Genomic DNA, 15,533 nt, shown 5'->3' on the forward strand with positions numbered 1-15,533 from the left:
GGGCGTGGCCTATCTCAGCCCGTCCTCGCCCTTGATCTCACTTGCCTTCAGCCCGCCGACGCGCGGCAGCGGACGGCCGGAATCGGTGACCGCGACGGCGACCACGATCTCGTTGGCGCGCGGGGCATCCGACACGCTGACGATCATGCCGTCGAAATGACTGCGCACGAAGGCCGCATCCTTGTGGCCGAGCGGGATGTCCAGCTCCGCCCCGAGCGAGCCGCGCCGCTTGGACGAGGGGATCAGCGCCGCGCCCTTGCCGAGCACGGCGCGCACCGGCGCGCCCATCTTGGGGTGCAGGAGGGCAGCGGCGTGCTCCAGCTCGCCATTCTCGCCCACCAGCGCCGCCTTGCCGTAGCTCTCGGCGGAAGGCCCCTCGATGCCGAGGGCCTCCACCGCCTTCTGCGCGAGAAGCCCGCCCAGTTCGTCGCCCATGGCGATGAGGTCGGCGAGGTCTTCCACATAGCGGCCGGCGAACGGGTTCTCGATCACCGCGATGGCCGCCGCGCGCCGGGTGGGCGGGGAGACGGGGCGGCCCATCTCGGTCCGCGTCTCCTCGACGATGGTGACGATCTTGCGGATGTTCGCGCTCATCGCAGGCCGTCCTCGCCCTTGATGGCCTCCGCCGCGAGGCCGCCGACGCGGGCATGGACGCGGGGGCCGCAGCTCATCACCAGGATGAGGGCGATCTCGTCGGCCTTGGGCGCGTCGCTCACCCCAATCTCCATGGCATCGAAATGGGAGCGCACGTAGGAGGCGTTCACATGGGTCACCGGCACGTCGAGCCGGGTGCCCGGCCCGCCGACCTTCTTGGTGGAGGGCACGATGGCCTTGGCGTCGCCCAGCGCCTCGCGCATGGCGTAGCCGCCCGGCACGTGCCAAAGCGCGCCGTGCTCGATCTCGCCGGCGGCGCCGACGATGGCGCCCTTGCCGTAGCCGTCGATGGCCTTGGCGTCACCGCCCAGCGCGGCAAGGAGTTCCTTGGCCATGGCGGCGCCCAGCGGCTTCAGGTCCTCCATGAAGCCGGCGATGTCTTCCACATAGCGGCCGGCGAACGGGTTCTCGATCACCGCCACGATGGCGCCGCGCTTGCGCGGGGTGGCGACGGCGGGGCCGCCCTCGTGGAAGATCTCCTCCAGGATGCGGACCTGCTTGCGGATCTTGACCTCAGGCATGGGCGGCGCCTCTTTCTTGTTCTGCGGCGAGGGTTATCGGAGCAAGGGTAATCGGAGGGGATGACAGGCCGACATCCCCCAGAGGACAGGTTGAGACGCTGGCGCCCTGCAGATGCAGCGCGGCGGCGGTGATGAGGCCGCGCGCCACCAGCGCGCCGGCCACCGCGAGCCCTTCGGCCAGCGCCTCGTCCCGCTCGGCGGGGGTCAGATCCGGAACGTGGCGCGTCACCTTCAGCAGGCCGAGATCGCTGTCGGGGAGCACCTCGCGCGCCGGCACCCGGACGATGCCGGGATGGGCGGGCAGGTTCACCGCATTGGCGATGACGCTCGCCGCCGCATCAGCCGCCGCGGCAGTCGGCGCGAGCACGGTCACGGCATCGGCGATGCCGAGCGAGAAACTGCGTCCGCGCCAGCCGGAGGTGGCGATGCCGCGCACCGGGCCATTGGCCGTGATGCGGGCGGAGCCCACCACGCGGGGGCGGTCCGGCCTGTCCACGATGCCCGCCACCAATTCGGCGCCGGGGGCGAGATAGAGCGCGATATCCCCGCCATTGTTGACGAAGGCGCGGGTGAGGCCCGGCCGCACCATGGCGGAGAGCACCTCTTCCGCCACGGCGCCGGCAACCGCCGCCATGGGGGTGATGAAACCGGCGCGCGCATGGGGCGACACCGCCGCCCACATGCGCCGCGCCACCGGACCCTGAAGGGGGCAAGGCCCGGGATGGGCGGGGCGGCGGAGCAGGGACAGCTCGCCGCACAGGATATCCAGAAGGCCGGCGAGGCGATGCGTCGCCGCGCCATAGGCGCAGGCCACCACATCCGCCGGGCCATCGGCCTCGATCACGAGATCGATGGGACCGTCATTGAGATGCAGCCGGCGCCCGTCCGCCAGCAGCCCCGCCTGCGGCAGGCGCCGCTGCACCGGCATGGCGGGAACCGCTGCCCGGGGTGCTAGAGGGGGGATGTCGGCCGGGCGCAGCATGGTCTCAGCCCTGCGACCGGGTGGAAAGCGGCCACGGAATATCGGAGAAGGGCGCCATCTCGCGCACCGCCTCGCGCTCGATCACCGAGGCGGCGGGGCGCACATGGTCCATGTGGCCACCGAGCGCCTCATAGGCGGCGAGCGGCAGCGTGAATTCGATGGGGGCCACCAGCGCGGGGGTGGGCACATAGCCGAAGCCGTGCTCCGGCACGCGCGTCACGTCCACCATGAAGGTGATGCCGCCGCCCGGCCAGACATAGACCGGCGCGCCGCCGCAGGTGACGCGAGTGATGGAATCCTTCACCGAGCGGGTCAGCCGCACGGGATTTTCCGTCACCCCCGCCCGCAGCGAACCGCCCGCCCCGGCCATGAACAGCACGGAGGAGAGGGCCGGCTCGCAATTCTCGCGGATGCGCTCGACGGAGGGATAGAGATCAGCGGGGACTTCGGTTTCCACCGGCACCAGGTTCTCGTCGAGAACGTAATAGCCGTAATGCTCGCCGGTGGTGGAGACGAGCAGCAGGCGCAGGCCCGGCCACGCCAGCTTCGCGTCGAACGCGCCGAGAATGGAGAGCGGATCGGAAATGTTGGTGCCGCCCCAGCCGAGGCCGGGCTCGGCCACCTGGAAATAGCGGCCGGGCGTGGAGCGGCGGCCCTTCATGCGGATGCCGGTGTCGCGGATGCCGAGGAGCTTGCCGGCCTGATGCTCGGAGAGGACGCCGGTGATGTGGTCGTCCACGACCACCACTTCGTCCACCTTGCCATGCCACTGCTTGGCGAACATGCCGATGGTGGCGGAGCCGCAGCCCACCCGCATGCGCGCCTCTTCCGCGCCGTTCACGATGGGCGGCTTGCCGGCCTGCACGACAAGCTTCGCGCCACCATCGATGGCTAATTCCACGGCCTTGCCGTTGCACAGCTCCAGCAGGGCATCGCAGGTGACGCGGCCTTCCTTCTTGGAGCCGCCGGTAAGGTGATGCACGCCGCCGAGCGAGAGCATCTGCGAGCCGTATTCGGAGGTGGTGACATGGCCCACCGCCTCGCCATCCACCCGCACCGCAGCCTGTTCGGGGCCGATGAAGCGGTCGGTGTCGATCTTCACCTTCGCGCCGGCATAGCTGAAGATGCCCTCGGTGACGACGGTCACCATGTCCACGCCGTTCACCTCGGCGGAGACGATGAAGGGCGCGGGCTTGTAGTCCGGATAGGTGGTGCCGGAACCCACGGCGGTGACGAAGGATTCGCCGCCCGCCACGAGGCGCCCGTCCCAGTCGCCGCCCCGGTCGAAGGGCACCACCTTGCCGCCCTGCGCCAGCGTGCGGTCGAGCACGATGTGGGGATCGACGCGGATCAGCTCGCCGTCGCGGTTGGCGTAGCGGTCGCAGGCGCCGGTGAGGCCGGGCCGGATGTAGCACATGACCGGGCACGCATCGCAGCGGATCTTGTCATCCTCGGCGCGGGCAGTGATGGTGGGCTCTTGGGCCATGGAACCTTTAGCTCCGGCCCCGCGACGGGGCCAACCGATTTCATATGTACACTAATGAAAATCGGGACGGACCAAAGTGTCAAGCACAAGGAACGGGCAGGCCGCACCAATAGGCAGCATTGCTGACACATCCTTCGCAAAGCAGCATTTTTGGTGCACCGCATCGCCCGTCGGTACCGGTCGGCAGCCTCTGTTTTAGGCGGGCCTCGCGCTTGACGATGATTTATTAGTGTAGAAACAATCTAGCCCGTTGCGCGTCGGCGCCGGTCCCGGTGTCGTTCCCGTTCTTGTTTCCGTTCTCTTGCGGCAAAGGCTGAGCGGCCCCCGAAGATGTCCGCCTCCATCCTACTCCAGGTCAACGGCGAAACCCACGCCTTCGCGCTGCCCCGCGAGACGCCGCTGATCTACGTGCTGCGCAACGATCTCGGGCTGAACGGTCCCAAGTTCGGCTGCGGTCTCGGGGAGTGCGGGGCCTGCACGGTGCTGATGGACGGCCGCGCCACGCGCTCCTGCGTCACCACCCTCGGCACGGCCGAGGGTCGCGCGGTGACGACGCTCGAGGGGCTCGCGACGCAGGGCACGCTGCACCCGGTGCAGGCCGCCTTCATCGCCGAGCAGGCGGCCCAGTGCGGCTATTGTCTCAACGGCATGATCATGACCACCGTCGCCTTCCTCGCCCGCAACCCCGCCCCCACCGAGGCCGAAGCCCGCGCCGCGCTGCGCTACAATTTGTGCCGCTGCGGGACGCATGTGGAGATCCTGCGCGCGGTGCTGCGCGCGGCGGCCGGCTCAGGTGAAGCGGAGGCCCAGCCGTGAGCGAGCCGCGGCCCGATCCCGCGGCGCTCCTCGCCGCCAGTGGCAATCTCGCCATCCTGCGGCCGGCGCAGGTGGTGCACGGCCTCGTGCCGAGCGCAGCGCCGAAGGAGGGCGCCCTCGACCTTTTCCTGCTGGTGGACGACACCGGCACCGTCACCGCCTTCAACGGCCATGTGGACCTCGGTACCGGCATCCGCACGGCGCTGGCCCAGATCGTCGCCGAGGAGCTGGATGTGACGCTCGATCGCGTCACCATGGTGCTCGGGCATACGGGAGTCGCGCCCAACCAGGGCGGCACCATCGCCTCCGATTCCATCCAGGTCTCCGCCCGCCCGCTGCGCCATGCGGCGGCGCAGGCCCGCGCCCATCTGGTCGGGCTCGCGGCCGAGGTGCTCGCTATTCCCGCAGACGAGCTTGAGGTGGAGGAAGGCATCGTCCGTCCGAAGGATGGCCGCAACACCGGCCTCTCCTACGCCGATCTGCTCAAGGGCCGCGCCGACCGGCTGATGCTCCATCAGGAAACGGCGGTGAAGCCGGCGCGCGAGCACCGCATCGTCGGCCGCCGCGTGCCGCGCGTGGATATTCCGGCCAAGGCGACGGGCACCTTCACCTATGTCCACGACGTGCGCGTGCCGGGCATGCTGCACGGTCGCGTGGTGCGCCCACCCTATGCCGGCATCGATGCCGGCCCGTTCGTCGGCAAGAGCCTGATCCGGGTGGACGAGCACTCCGTCGCGCATATTCCCGGCGTGGTGGCGGTGGTCACCATGGGCGACTTCATCGGCATCGTCGCCGAGCGCGAGGAGCAGGCCGCCGAGGCCGCCCGCGTGCTGAAGACCGAGTGGCGCGACACCCCTGCCCTCCCCGACCTCTCCAACACCGAGCAGGCCCTGCGCGGGGCGGAGAAGGCCAAGACGCGGCTCCTCCACGAGCAGGGCAATCTGGACGCCGCCCGCGCCGACGCCGCGCAGGTGCTTGAGGCGACCTATGTCTGGCCCTACCAGATGCACGCCTCCATCGGCCCCTCCTGCGCCGTCGCCGACGTGCGCGAGGACAGCGCCACCATCTGGGCGGGCACGCAGAACCCCTATTGGCTACGCACCGACATCTCCGTCCTGCTCGGGCTGCCCGAGGAGGACATCGAGGTCATCCGCTTCGAGGCGGCGGGCTGCTACGGCCGCAACTGCGCCGACGACGTGGCGGCCGACGCCGCGCTCCTCTCCCGTGCCGTCGGCCGGCCGGTGCGCGTGCAGCTCACCCGCGAGCAGGAGCATGCCTGGGAGCCCAAGGGCGCCGGCCAGCTCATGGAGGTGAAGGGCGGCATCAACGCGGACGGCACGCCGGCCTTCTACGATTTCCTCACCCGCTACCCCTCCAACGCCGCCGTCACCCTCGCGCTGCTGCTCACCGGCCGCGTGCCGGCGGACAATCCCATCTATGAGATGGGCGACCGCACGGCCATCCCGCCCTATGCCTATGACGTGATGCGCGTGGCGGTGGACGATGTGGCCCCCATCGTGCGCGCCTCCTGGCTGCGCGGCGTCTCGGCCTTGCCCAACAGCTTCGCCCACGAGAGCTATGTGGACGAACTGGCCGCCGCGGCCGGCGTCGATCCGGTGGATTATCGCCTGCGCCACCTGCACGACGCGCGCGCGGTGGACCTCGTGAAGGCCACCGCCGAGCGCGCCGGCTGGGTCAAGCGCACCGGGCCACGGCAGGAGGTGGTGGAGGGCGACATCGTGCGCGGGCAGGGCTTCGCCTATGCCCTTTATGTCCACTCCAAATTCCCCGGCTACGGCGCCGCCTGGTCCGCCTGGGTGGCGGATGTGGAGGTGAACAGAGCGACCGGCGACGTGGCGGTGAAGCGCGTCACTGTCGGCCAGGATTCCGGGCTGATGATCAACCCGGCCGGCATCGAGCACCAGATCCACGGCAACGTCATCCAGTCCACCTCCCGCGCGCTGAAGGAGCAGGTGACGTTCGACGAAAAGGCCGTCACCAGCCGGGAATGGGGCGCCTACCCCATCCTCACCTTCCCGGAAGTGCCGGTCATCAACGTGGTGCTGATGCCCCGGCCGGATGACCCGCCCCTGGGCTCGGGCGAATCCGCCTCGGTGCCCAGCGCGGCGGCCATCGCCAATGCCATCTTCGACGCCACCGGCGTGCGCCTGCGCGAACCGCCCTTCACGCCGGACCGCGTGCGCGCGGCGCTGGCCGGCGAGGCCCCGCCCCGGCCGGTGAAGGAGAAGACCCGCAGACCGTGGCTCGCGATGGCGGGTGCGGCGCTTGCAGGTGCCTTGGGCATGGCGACGCTGGCGCTGCCCATCCGTGGCGCCATCGCGCCCATCGCCCCGCCCGATCCCGCAACCTTCTCCGCGGACATGATCGCACGCGGCAAGGTGCTGGCGGCGCTGGGGGATTGCGCGGTCTGCCACACGGCCGACGGCGGCATCGCCAATGCCGGCGGGCGGCCGCTGCACACGCCCTTCGGCACGGTCTATTCCACCAATCTCACGCCGGACGTGGCGACGGGCATCGGCGGCTGGTCCTATGCCGCCTTCGAGCGCGCCATGCGCGAGGGCATCGGACGCGACGGGCGGCACCTCTACCCGGCCTTCCCCTACACCGCCTTCAGCCGCATCAGCGATGCCGACATGCAGGCGCTCTATGCCTTCCTCATGTCGCAGCCGGCGGTGACGGCGGCGGCGCCCGACAACCGGATGACCTTCCCCTTCAATATCCGCCCGCTGATGGCCGGCTGGAACCTGCTGTTCCATCGTCCCGGCCAGCTTCAGGCGGAGCCTGTACAGTCCCCCCAGTGGAACCGGGGGCGCTACCTCGTGGAGGGCCTCGGCCATTGCGGCGCCTGCCACACACCGCGCAATGCGCTGGGCGCGGAGAAGACAGGCGCGGCCTACCTTGCCGGCGGCTTTGCCGATGGCTGGGAGGCGCCGGCCCTCACGGAGCTGTCGAAGGCGCCCATTCCCTGGACGGAGGACGAACTTTTCACCTATCTGCGCACCGGATTCTCCCGCTTCCACGGCACCGCCGCCGGCCCCATGGCGCCGGTGGTGCATGCGCTGAAGGAGGTGCCCGACGCGGATGTCCGGGCCATGGCGGTCTATCTCGCCTCGCTCTCGGGGCCGGCCGTGGCCGATGCGGCGGCCACCGCCGCGACGCTGGAGGCCAGGGCCGAGGCCTCGCTCCGCCCCATGGACAGTGTGGGCGGGCGCCTGTTCGCCGGCGCCTGCGCCGCGTGCCATGCGCCGGAAGGACCGACGCTGTTCGGCGCGCGGCCGGCGCTGGCGCTGAACACCAATGTCCATGCCGTGCGGCCGGACAATCTCATTCGCGTCATACTCGAAGGCATCCCCAAGCCCGCCGCCCCGGAGTTGGGCGACATGCCCGCCTTCCGCGACAGCCTCGATAACGCGCAGGTGGCCGACCTCGTGCGCTACATGCGCGCCAAGTTCGCGCCCGATGCCCCGGTGTGGGAGGGGCTGGAGGGCACGGTGGCGAGATTGCGGGCGGCACCGACGCACTGAGGTTGAGCGCGGGCCAATCTTCTTGCGTACCGTCATGCCCCGGCTTGTCCGGGGCATCCACTCGGCCATTCGCCGGCCGCATGATGCCCGGCAGCCAGCCCCGCCACACCGTGGATCCCCCGGACAAGCCGGGGGATGACGGGAGTTGAATGAATGGGCGGCCCTCACCTGCCCAAAATATCCCGCTCCGCTGCCCAAAAGAGCCGCATCCATTCCCCGCCAAGCCGTTGACAGTCTTCGCGGGCCGACTCTATTTTCATTTGTACACTAACAATCTCCTGCGGCCGCGACGGTGGCCTCGCAGCCGCCCGAACCTTCCGAGCCTGAAGATGAGCAATTTCTTCGAGGAGCAGGTGCTCAGCGTCCATCACTGGACCGACCGCCTGTTCAGCTTCACCACCACCCGCGACCCCGGCTTCCGCTTCCGGACCGGCGAATTCACCATGATCGGCCTGAAGGTGGATGGCCGGCCGCTGCTGCGCGCCTATTCGGTGGTGAGCCCGGCCTGGGCGGAGACGCTGGAATTCTTCTCCATCAAGGTGCCCAACGGCCCCCTCACCTCGCGCCTCCAGCACATCAAGGTGGGCGATGCGATCACGGTGGGCCGCAAGGCGACCGGCACGCTGGTGATGGACAATCTCCTGCCCGGCAAGACCCTCTACCTTCTCGGCACGGGCACGGGCCTCGCGCCCTTCCTCTCGGTGATCCGCGATCCGGAGACCTACGAGCGGTTCGAGAAGGTGGTGCTCGTCCACGGCTGCCGGCACGTGGCGGACCTCGCCTATGAGGATCTCATCACCAACGAGTTGCCCGCCCACGAATTCCTCGGCGAGGAGATCGCGGCCAAGCTGCTCTATTACCCGACCGTGACGCGCGAGCCCTTCCGCAACACGGGCCGCATCTCCACCCTGCTGGACAGCGGCAAGCTCTGCGCGGACGTGGGCCTGCCGCCGCTGGATGCCGCCACCGACCGCGTGATGATCTGCGGCTCGCCGGCCATGATGGTGGATTTGAAGACCCTTCTGGAATCGCGCGGCTTCGCCGAGGGCTCGGGCAGCGAGCCGGGCCATTTCGTCATTGAAAAGGCATTCGCCGAGCGCTGAAATCCGCCCCGCGCCCGGTTTTCAGCAGCCCGGCGCGGGCGTAAACTTCATATGCCTACAAACAGAAAGGCGCGCGTCGCCGCGCCCCCTCCGGAGACGAGAGCATGGCCCACGACGCGCCAACCGGTCCCGCCGGCCCCACCAAGCTGGTGATCCGCAACATCGGCCTTCTCCTCAGCGGCGACCTCACAAAGCCCATTCTGGACGCCGACACGGTGGTGGCGCTGGACGGGCGCATCACCGCCATCGGCCGCGAGAAGGACGTGGACACCGAAGGCGCGACCACGCTTATCGACGCCAACGGCACCACGCTGACCCCCGGCCTCATCGACAGCCACGTCCACCCCGTGGCGGGCGACTGGACGCCGCGCCAGAGCCAGATCAACTGGATCGATTCCTCCCTCCACGGCGGCGTCACCACCATGATCTCGGCCGGCGAGGTGCATTATCCCGGCCGCGCCCGGGACGTGGTGGGCGTGAAGGCCCTCGCCATCACCGCCCAGCGCGCCTTCTCGGCCTTCCGCCCTTCCGGCGTGAAGGTCCATGCAGGTGCCCCCGTCATCGAGAACGAGATGGTGGAGGATGATTTCAAGGAACTGGCCGCCGCCGGCGTGAAGCTGCTCGGCGAGGTCGGCCTCGGCGGCGTGAAGGACGGCCCCACCGCCCGCAAGATGGTGGGATGGGCGCGCAAGTACGGCATCCAGTCCACGATCCACACGGGAGGCCCCTCCATCCCCGGCTCCGGCCTCATCGACAAGGACGTGGTGCTGGAGGCGGACACGGACGTGGTCGGCCATATCAATGGCGGCCACACCGCGCTGCCGGACAACCAGATCCGCTGCATCTGCGAGGGCTGCAAGCGCGGCCTCGAGATCGTCCATAACGGCAACGAGCGCTCTGCCCTCTACACGCTGCGCCTCGCCCGTGAACTGGGCGAACTCCAGCGCGTCATCCTCGGCACGGACGGGCCGGCCGGCTCGGGCGTCCAGCCGCTGGGCATCCTGCGCATGGTCTCCATGCTCTCCTCCCTCGGCGAGTTGCCGGCGGAGGAGGCCTTCTGCCTTGCCACCGGCAACACGGCGCGCATGCGGGCGCTCGATTCCGGCCTGATCGAGGTGGGGCGCGCGGCGGACTTCGTGCTGATGGACAAGGCCCAGCATTCGCCCGCCACCACGCTGCTGGACAGCGTGCGCCTCGGCGACCTGCCGGGCGTGTGCATGACCATCATCGACGGCATCGTGCGCACCCAGCGCTCGCGCAATACGCCGCCCGCCACGCGCATGCCGATTGTCGTGAAGGGCTGAGGCCCTCACACCACGGGCGGCACCGGGTTCGGCCGCAGCACCAGAAGCACGCCGGCGAGCACGAGCGCGATGCCGCCGGCGGAGACCAGCGTCCAGTGGTAGCCCTCAAACACGGTTGAGATGGCCAGCGCCACCAGCGGGAACACCACCGTGCCGTAGCCGGCCCGGTTGGCGCCGATGCGCCGGACAAGCATGTTGTAGGCGGCAAAACCCGCCAGCGTCTGGACGATGATGAGGCAGGCGAGGGAGCCCACATAGACGGGGCTCCAATCGAACCTGAACGGCACGCCGTGCACGAGGGCGATCACCAGCAGGATGATCATCCCGTAAAAGAAGCCCCAGGTGGTCAGCGAGGCGATGGGATATTGCCGCCGCCCGGCGATGCCGGTGAGCAGGCTGCCGACCGAGAAGGACAGGGTGCCGGCCAGCCCCAGCGCCAGCCCCTCCCCGGCCCCGTCGATGCCCTTGCCTTCCGAAAGGCTCGGGCCGAACACCAGCGCCAACCCCACCACGCCAGCGAGCGCACCGCCGATGATCTGGCGGCGCAACGGCACGCGCAGGAACAGCGCGGAGAGCACGGGGATGATGATGGCCGACAGCGCGAAGATGACGGACATCAGCCCCGACGGCAGGTGATAGCCGGCATAGTAGAAGCTGACGAAATTGAGCGAGAACAGCGTCGCGCCGAGCCCGGCGAACAGCACATGGTCGCGCCAGCCGAAGGCAAGCCGCCCGCCCGTGACGAGAACGAAGCCCAGCATCACCGAGCCGGCGACGGCGAAGCGCCAGACGCCCGAGACCTCCGGCGCGACCACGCCGAGTTGCAGCTTCAGCGGCAGCCAGCCCGTGCCGAAGATGAGCACGCAGACCGCGTAAAGCAGAAGCTCGCGCGGGCCGAGCGGTCCGTCGGTGCGGGGCGGAGGGGCATGCATGGAGTGGAATCCGGAGGGTGCTGCACCCTATGCGGTCACCCTGTTTCCGGCAACGCGCGGCGGAAGCGGGCACAGCCTGAGCGGAGCCGCAGCAAGGGCGGGAAGATCAGCGTCCGGGCCGCCCGGCGTGGCACGAAGGCAAGCCATGATGTCAGTGCATGGCAGCCCCGCGTCCCCTAGCCGGCGTGTTTGAGAGGCCCCGATCCCGGATCAGTAGGCGAGCGCGTCGAAAGCCGGCTCGACTGAGCCGTTCCACGGTCCGTTGTACAGCTCCAGCAGCTCTTCGGCCGGTACGCGGCCGGAGAACAGCGTCTGCTCCAGCGGCTCCAGGAATCGCGTCTCGTCGCGCCCCACCCGGTCGTGGAAGCCGCGCCGCTTGAGGCCGGCCTGCGAGAGCTTGAGCACGTCCTTCGCCACATCGCGGAGCGCGCGGCCGCGAATTTCGGCCTTGAGGGCAAGGCGGGGCACGTCGTCCCGCAGCGTCTGGCGCTCCTCGGCGGTCCAGTGCTTCACCAGATCCCAGGCGGCGTCGAGACTCTGCTGGTCATAGAGCAGGCCTACCCAGAAGGCCGGCAGCGCGCAGAGATTGATCGACGGGCCTGCATCGGCTCCGCGCATCTCCAGGAAGCGCTTCAGCCGCACCTCGGGGAAGATGGTGGAGAGGTGGTTGATCCAGTCGGAGAGCGTCGCCGTCTCGCCGGGCAGCAGCGGATGGCGGCCGGCGAGGAGATCGCGGAACGACGTGCCGGCCACATCCACGTAATGGTCACCGCGCTTCACAAAATACATGGGCACGTCGAGGGCGTAGTCCACATAGCGCTCGAAGCCGAACCCCTCCTCGAAGGCGAAGGGCAGCATGCCGGAGCGGGCATTGTCCGTGTCGCGCCAGATCTCGGAGCGGAAGGAGAGGAAGCCGTTGGGCTTGCCCTCGGTGAAGGGCGAGTTGGCGAAGAGGGCGGTGGCCACCGGCTGCAGCGCCAGGCCGACGCGCATCTTCTTCACCATGTCGGCTTCGGAGGAGAAGTCGAGGTTCACCTGCACGGTGCAGGTGCGGAACATCATGTCGAGGCCGAGCGTGCCCACCTTCGGCATGTAGTTGGACATGATCTTGTAGCGGCCCTTCGGCATCACCGGCGTCTCGGAGCGCGACCATTTGGGGCTCATGCCGATGGCGAGGAAGCCGATGCCGAGCGGCGTCGCCACTTCCCGCACCTGGGCGAGGTGAGCGTTCAGTTCCGAGCAGGTCTCGTGGATGGTCCGCAGCGGAGCGCCGGAGAGCTCGAACTGCCCGCCCGGCTCCAGCGAGATGGCCCCGCCGCCGGTCACGTCCGCGAGGCCGATGATGGTCTCGCCCTCCATGATCGGCTCCCAGCCGAGCAGGGAGCGCATGCCCTCCAGCAGCTTGCGGATGCCCTTCGGCCCCTCGTAGGGCACCGGCTCGTGGCGGCCCATGGTGAAGGGGATCTTCTCGTGCTCGGTGCCGATACGGAAGGCCCGCTCCGGCTTCGATCCCCCTTCCATCCAGGCGACGAGTTCGCCGCGGTCGGAAATCGGGGTCGCGTCGAGCGTGTCGCGGGCCATCAGGAAGCTCTTCAAGCGGAGGGGCGCGCGACCATACACGGCACCTCGGTCAAGGCAAGCGCGTGGGGGTCGGCCCCGACAGGGGCGGGAAAGGCGGGACTTCAGGTGGTGGGGCCGGCCACCTCCCGCGCGCCGCATCGCACGGAAGGAAGGCCAAGGTTCGGCTCAGATGGTGACGGGATTGGCTTTCGCAACCGCGTCGAACGCCTGGAGCAGGGTAATAAGCTCCTCCAGCTTGGCCAGAGGCACCATGTTCGGGCCGTCGGAGGGGGCCTTGTCCGGGTCGGGATGGGTCTCGATGAACACGGCGGCGACGCCCACGGCCACGGCGGCGCGGGCCAGCACCGGCACGAACTCACGCTGCCCGCCGGAGGAGGTCCCCTGCCCGCCCGGCTGCTGCACCGAATGGGTGGCGTCGAACACCACCGGCGCACCCGTGGTCTTGGCGAGGATCGGCAGGCCGCGCATGTCGGAGACGAGCGTGTTGTAGCCGAAGGAGACGCCCCGCTCCGTCACCAGCACGCGGCCGTTGCCGGCACCGGTGAGCTTGTTGACCACGTTCGCCATGTCCCACGGCGCGAGGAACTGGCCCTTCTTCACGTTCACCACCCGGCCGGTGCGGGCGGCGGCAATGAGGAGGTCGGTCTGGCGGCAGAGGAAGGCGGGAATCTGCAGCACGTCGACCACCTCGGCGGCGGCGGCGCACTGGTCGATCTCGTGCACGTCGGTGAGCACCGGCAGGCCGAGGCTCTCCCTGATTTCGCCGAACACCGGCAGGGCGGCCTGAAGGCCAAGGCCGCGGGCGGCGGAGAGGGAGGTGCGGTTCGCCTTGTCGAAGGAGGTCTTGAAGACCAGGCCGATGTTGCGGCGGGTCGCGATCTCCTTCAGCGCGGTGGCCACCTCCAGCGCGTGGGCGCGGCTTTCCATCTGGCAGGGGCCGGCGATCAGCGTCAGCGGCAGGCTATTGCCGAAGCGCACGGGTCCTGCCTCGACGATGCTCTGCGGGGCGACGGGCGGAGGTGCGGCGGTCATGGGCAGTCCCTCGACGGCTCGGGACACCGCGACCGCGTGGCCGGCAGCGCCCTAAGCCCTAGAATAAATGCGACTTTCCGACTTCCGCGCGGAGCGATGCAGCCGGAGCGCGCCCTTGATAGAGCATTTTCGCCGTTTCGCTAAATCGCGAATGCGCGCGGCCGGGCGCCGGTGGACGGGCCGGGCCACGCGCGAGGACGGGTCAGTGCGTGACGAGCTTGAGCCCGACGATACCCACCGCGATCAGGCCGATGGATGCGAGCCGCAGAAGGTCGGTCGATTCGGAGAAGAATAAGATACCGGCGACCGCTGTCCCGACCGTCCCGATTCCCGCCCACACCGCATAAGCGGTGCCGATGGGTATGCCGCGCAGGGCGAGCGACAGCAAAAGCAGGCTCACCCCGATCGTGCCGAGCGTGAAGAGGCTCGGCCAGAGCCGCGTGAACCCCTCCGATTGCTTCATTCCGATGGCCCACGCGATTTCGGTGAGGCCGGCGATGAACAGATAGACCCAAGCCATGGGCAGACACCACGAGAGGCGGGGTCGTCCCCGCCGCGCGTTAAGGAAGGAGCGCGGTCGTCCGCGCCCGGGGCGGAATGCTCCGCCCAATCCGATGTAATGCGATTTTCCTGAGAGTGAAACCACCAGACTCAGCCGGGCGTCACCTCGAACACCAGCGTCGCCCCCAGCGCCGCGCGGGGCGGCACGACGACGATGCCCTCGATGGCCTCTTCCACCATGCGGCGGGCGGCGAGCGAGCGGCGCAGCTCCGGCGCGCCCGGGGTGGCGAAGCGGATGGCGGCGAGGCGCAGGCCCGGCCCGGCCGGCGCCGGGACGCCATAGCGGTCGGTGAACAGATTGCGCGACATCACGTCGATGGAGCCACGCGGCGTCTGCGCCACGTACCAGGCGTCGAGCGCGCGCTGGACCTGGCAGCCGGAGAAGGTTTCCAGAAACTTCTGGTGCTCCGCCGGCGCGTCCGCCACCAGCACCACGCCGGCGACGCCCGTCACCTGATTGGAATGGCGCTGGAGGTCGCTGGACCAGAAATTCTCAGGGTTAAGCTGGGTGCAGGTGAACGCGCCGAAATCCGGGCTCGCCGGATCGCGGGCGAAGGCGAGGCGGAAGCCGACATCCACCTCCTGCCCGTCCGGCCGGCGCGCCTTGCGTGCGAAATCGAAGATGTCGAAGCCGCCGAAGCCGTCGGCATCGAAGGCGGCCTTCTCGTGGCCCGCGTCCGAGCCCTCCAGCACCAGCATGGAGAGGCCTTCGCCGATGCGGGCGAGGTAATCCTTGTTGAAAGCGCCGAAGGAGAAGGTCTCCCCCTGCGCGGGAACGATCTTCTCCGGCTCGACGACCTGGAGCAGCTCGATGAAGAAACCGGGCGTCTGGATGATGCGGTTTTCGGTGCCCCACGGGTGGCGGTTGCGGGCACCCACGGTGAAGCCCAGGAGGTCGTAGATTTCGCCAGCTGCGTCGAGGTCGCGGACGAGGTGCACAACGTGGTCGAGGCCGCGTCGCATGGCTTCTCCTCTTATCGGGCCGATGCTGCGACCCATCGGGCGCGCATTCCGCA

Annotated in this window: 13 protein-coding genes; 4 read left to right on the top strand and 9 right to left on the bottom strand. The window is 69.3% G+C overall.

Annotated features, from left to right (window positions below; genetic code table 11):
- Positions 1–9 precede the first annotated feature (9 nt).
- The 4 genes from J2126_RS24255 to J2126_RS24270 are packed head-to-tail and all read right to left on the bottom strand — an operon-like array spanning position 10 to position 3,643.
- Complete coding sequence (locus J2126_RS24255; protein ID WP_209489426.1) at positions 10–594, bottom strand: amino acid synthesis family protein; 585 nt, start codon at positions 592–594, stop codon at positions 10–12.
- Entirely contained in the window at positions 591–1,175 is a 585-nt protein-coding gene (locus J2126_RS24260) for an amino acid synthesis family protein (protein WP_209489428.1), read from the bottom strand. The genes J2126_RS24255 and J2126_RS24260 overlap by 4 nt, the downstream gene beginning before the upstream one ends.
- Positions 1,168–2,103 (bottom strand): UPF0280 family protein, encoded by a 936-nt coding sequence (locus J2126_RS24265; protein WP_209489430.1) that lies wholly within the window; start codon positions 2,101–2,103, stop codon positions 1,168–1,170. The genes J2126_RS24260 and J2126_RS24265 overlap by 8 nt, the downstream gene beginning before the upstream one ends.
- A 58-nt stretch (positions 2,104–2,161) precedes the next feature.
- The gene (locus J2126_RS24270; protein WP_209489432.1) at positions 2,162–3,643 is read right to left on the bottom strand and encodes a 6-hydroxynicotinate reductase; all 1,482 of its coding nucleotides are present in this window, start codon (positions 3,641–3,643) and stop codon (positions 2,162–2,164) included.
- 330 nt (positions 3,644–3,973) lie between these two features.
- Between J2126_RS24270 and J2126_RS24275 the strand changes: the two genes are divergently transcribed.
- From J2126_RS24275 to J2126_RS24290, 4 genes are all read left to right on the top strand, one after another.
- Entirely contained in the window at positions 3,974–4,459 is a 486-nt protein-coding gene (locus J2126_RS24275) for a (2Fe-2S)-binding protein (protein WP_209489434.1), read from the top strand.
- Entirely contained in the window at positions 4,456–8,004 is a 3,549-nt protein-coding gene (locus J2126_RS24280; protein ID WP_209489436.1) for a molybdopterin cofactor-binding domain-containing protein, read from the top strand. The genes J2126_RS24275 and J2126_RS24280 overlap by 4 nt, the downstream gene beginning before the upstream one ends.
- Before the next feature lie 329 nt (positions 8,005–8,333).
- Positions 8,334–9,107, top strand: a complete 774-nt coding sequence (locus tag J2126_RS24285; protein WP_209489438.1) for a ferredoxin--NADP reductase — start codon at positions 8,334–8,336, stop codon at positions 9,105–9,107.
- 104 nt (positions 9,108–9,211) lie between these two features.
- Positions 9,212–10,411 carry an amidohydrolase family protein gene (locus J2126_RS24290; protein WP_209489439.1) on the top strand — a complete coding sequence of 400 codons (1,200 nt, stop codon included), beginning with the start codon at positions 9,212–9,214 and terminating at the stop codon, positions 10,409–10,411.
- 5 nt (positions 10,412–10,416) lie between these two features.
- Here J2126_RS24290 and J2126_RS24295 read toward each other — a convergent pair whose 3' ends face one another.
- The 5 genes from J2126_RS24295 to J2126_RS24315 form a co-directional block, all read right to left on the bottom strand.
- Positions 10,417–11,343: a DMT family transporter gene (locus tag J2126_RS24295; RefSeq protein ID WP_209489442.1), complete on the bottom strand. Its 927-nt coding sequence runs from the start codon at positions 11,341–11,343 to the stop codon at positions 10,417–10,419.
- Positions 11,344–11,553: 210 nt separating this feature from the next.
- Positions 11,554–12,924 carry a glutamate--cysteine ligase gene (locus tag J2126_RS24300; RefSeq protein WP_209489444.1) on the bottom strand — a complete coding sequence of 457 codons (1,371 nt, stop codon included), beginning with the start codon at positions 12,922–12,924 and terminating at the stop codon, positions 11,554–11,556.
- 165 nt (positions 12,925–13,089) lie between these two features.
- Entirely contained in the window at positions 13,090–13,956 is an 867-nt protein-coding gene (kdsA, locus tag J2126_RS24305; protein ID WP_209489446.1) for a 3-deoxy-8-phosphooctulonate synthase, read from the bottom strand.
- A gap of 202 nt (positions 13,957–14,158) precedes the next feature.
- Positions 14,159–14,476: a DMT family transporter gene (locus J2126_RS24310; protein WP_209489448.1), complete on the bottom strand. Its 318-nt coding sequence runs from the start codon at positions 14,474–14,476 to the stop codon at positions 14,159–14,161.
- Positions 14,477–14,607: 131 nt separating this feature from the next.
- The gene (locus J2126_RS24315; RefSeq protein ID WP_209489450.1) at positions 14,608–15,480 is read right to left on the bottom strand and encodes a VOC family protein; all 873 of its coding nucleotides are present in this window, start codon (positions 15,478–15,480) and stop codon (positions 14,608–14,610) included.
- Positions 15,481–15,533: the final 53 nt, after the last annotated feature.

The sequence above is a fragment of the Xanthobacter flavus genome, from assembly GCF_017875275.1.
GTDB classification, from domain to species: domain Bacteria; phylum Pseudomonadota; class Alphaproteobacteria; order Rhizobiales; family Xanthobacteraceae; genus Xanthobacter; species Xanthobacter flavus_A.

Coding starts and splice junctions, on each gene's coding strand:
- J2126_RS24255 (WP_209489426.1), bottom strand. CDS start 594: ATGAGCGCGAACATCCGCAAGATCGTCACCATCGTCGAGGAGACGCGG.
- J2126_RS24260 (WP_209489428.1), bottom strand. CDS start 1,175: ATGCCTGAGGTCAAGATCCGCAAGCAGGTCCGCATCCTGGAGGAGATC.
- J2126_RS24265 (WP_209489430.1), bottom strand. CDS start 2,103: ATGCCGGTGCAGCGGCGCCTGCCGCAGGCGGGGCTGCTGGCGGACGGG.
- J2126_RS24270 (WP_209489432.1), bottom strand. CDS start 3,643: ATGGCCCAAGAGCCCACCATCACTGCCCGCGCCGAGGATGACAAGATC.
- J2126_RS24275 (WP_209489434.1), top strand. CDS start 3,974: ATGTCCGCCTCCATCCTACTCCAGGTCAACGGCGAAACCCACGCCTTC.
- J2126_RS24285 (WP_209489438.1), top strand. CDS start 8,334: ATGAGCAATTTCTTCGAGGAGCAGGTGCTCAGCGTCCATCACTGGACC.
- J2126_RS24290 (WP_209489439.1), top strand. CDS start 9,212: ATGGCCCACGACGCGCCAACCGGTCCCGCCGGCCCCACCAAGCTGGTG.
- J2126_RS24295 (WP_209489442.1), bottom strand. CDS start 11,343: ATGCATGCCCCTCCGCCCCGCACCGACGGACCGCTCGGCCCGCGCGAG.
- J2126_RS24300 (WP_209489444.1), bottom strand. CDS start 12,924: ATGGCCCGCGACACGCTCGACGCGACCCCGATTTCCGACCGCGGCGAA.
- kdsA (WP_209489446.1), bottom strand. CDS start 13,956: ATGACCGCCGCACCTCCGCCCGTCGCCCCGCAGAGCATCGTCGAGGCA.
- J2126_RS24310 (WP_209489448.1), bottom strand. CDS start 14,476: ATGGCTTGGGTCTATCTGTTCATCGCCGGCCTCACCGAAATCGCGTGG.
- J2126_RS24315 (WP_209489450.1), bottom strand. CDS start 15,480: ATGCGACGCGGCCTCGACCACGTTGTGCACCTCGTCCGCGACCTCGAC.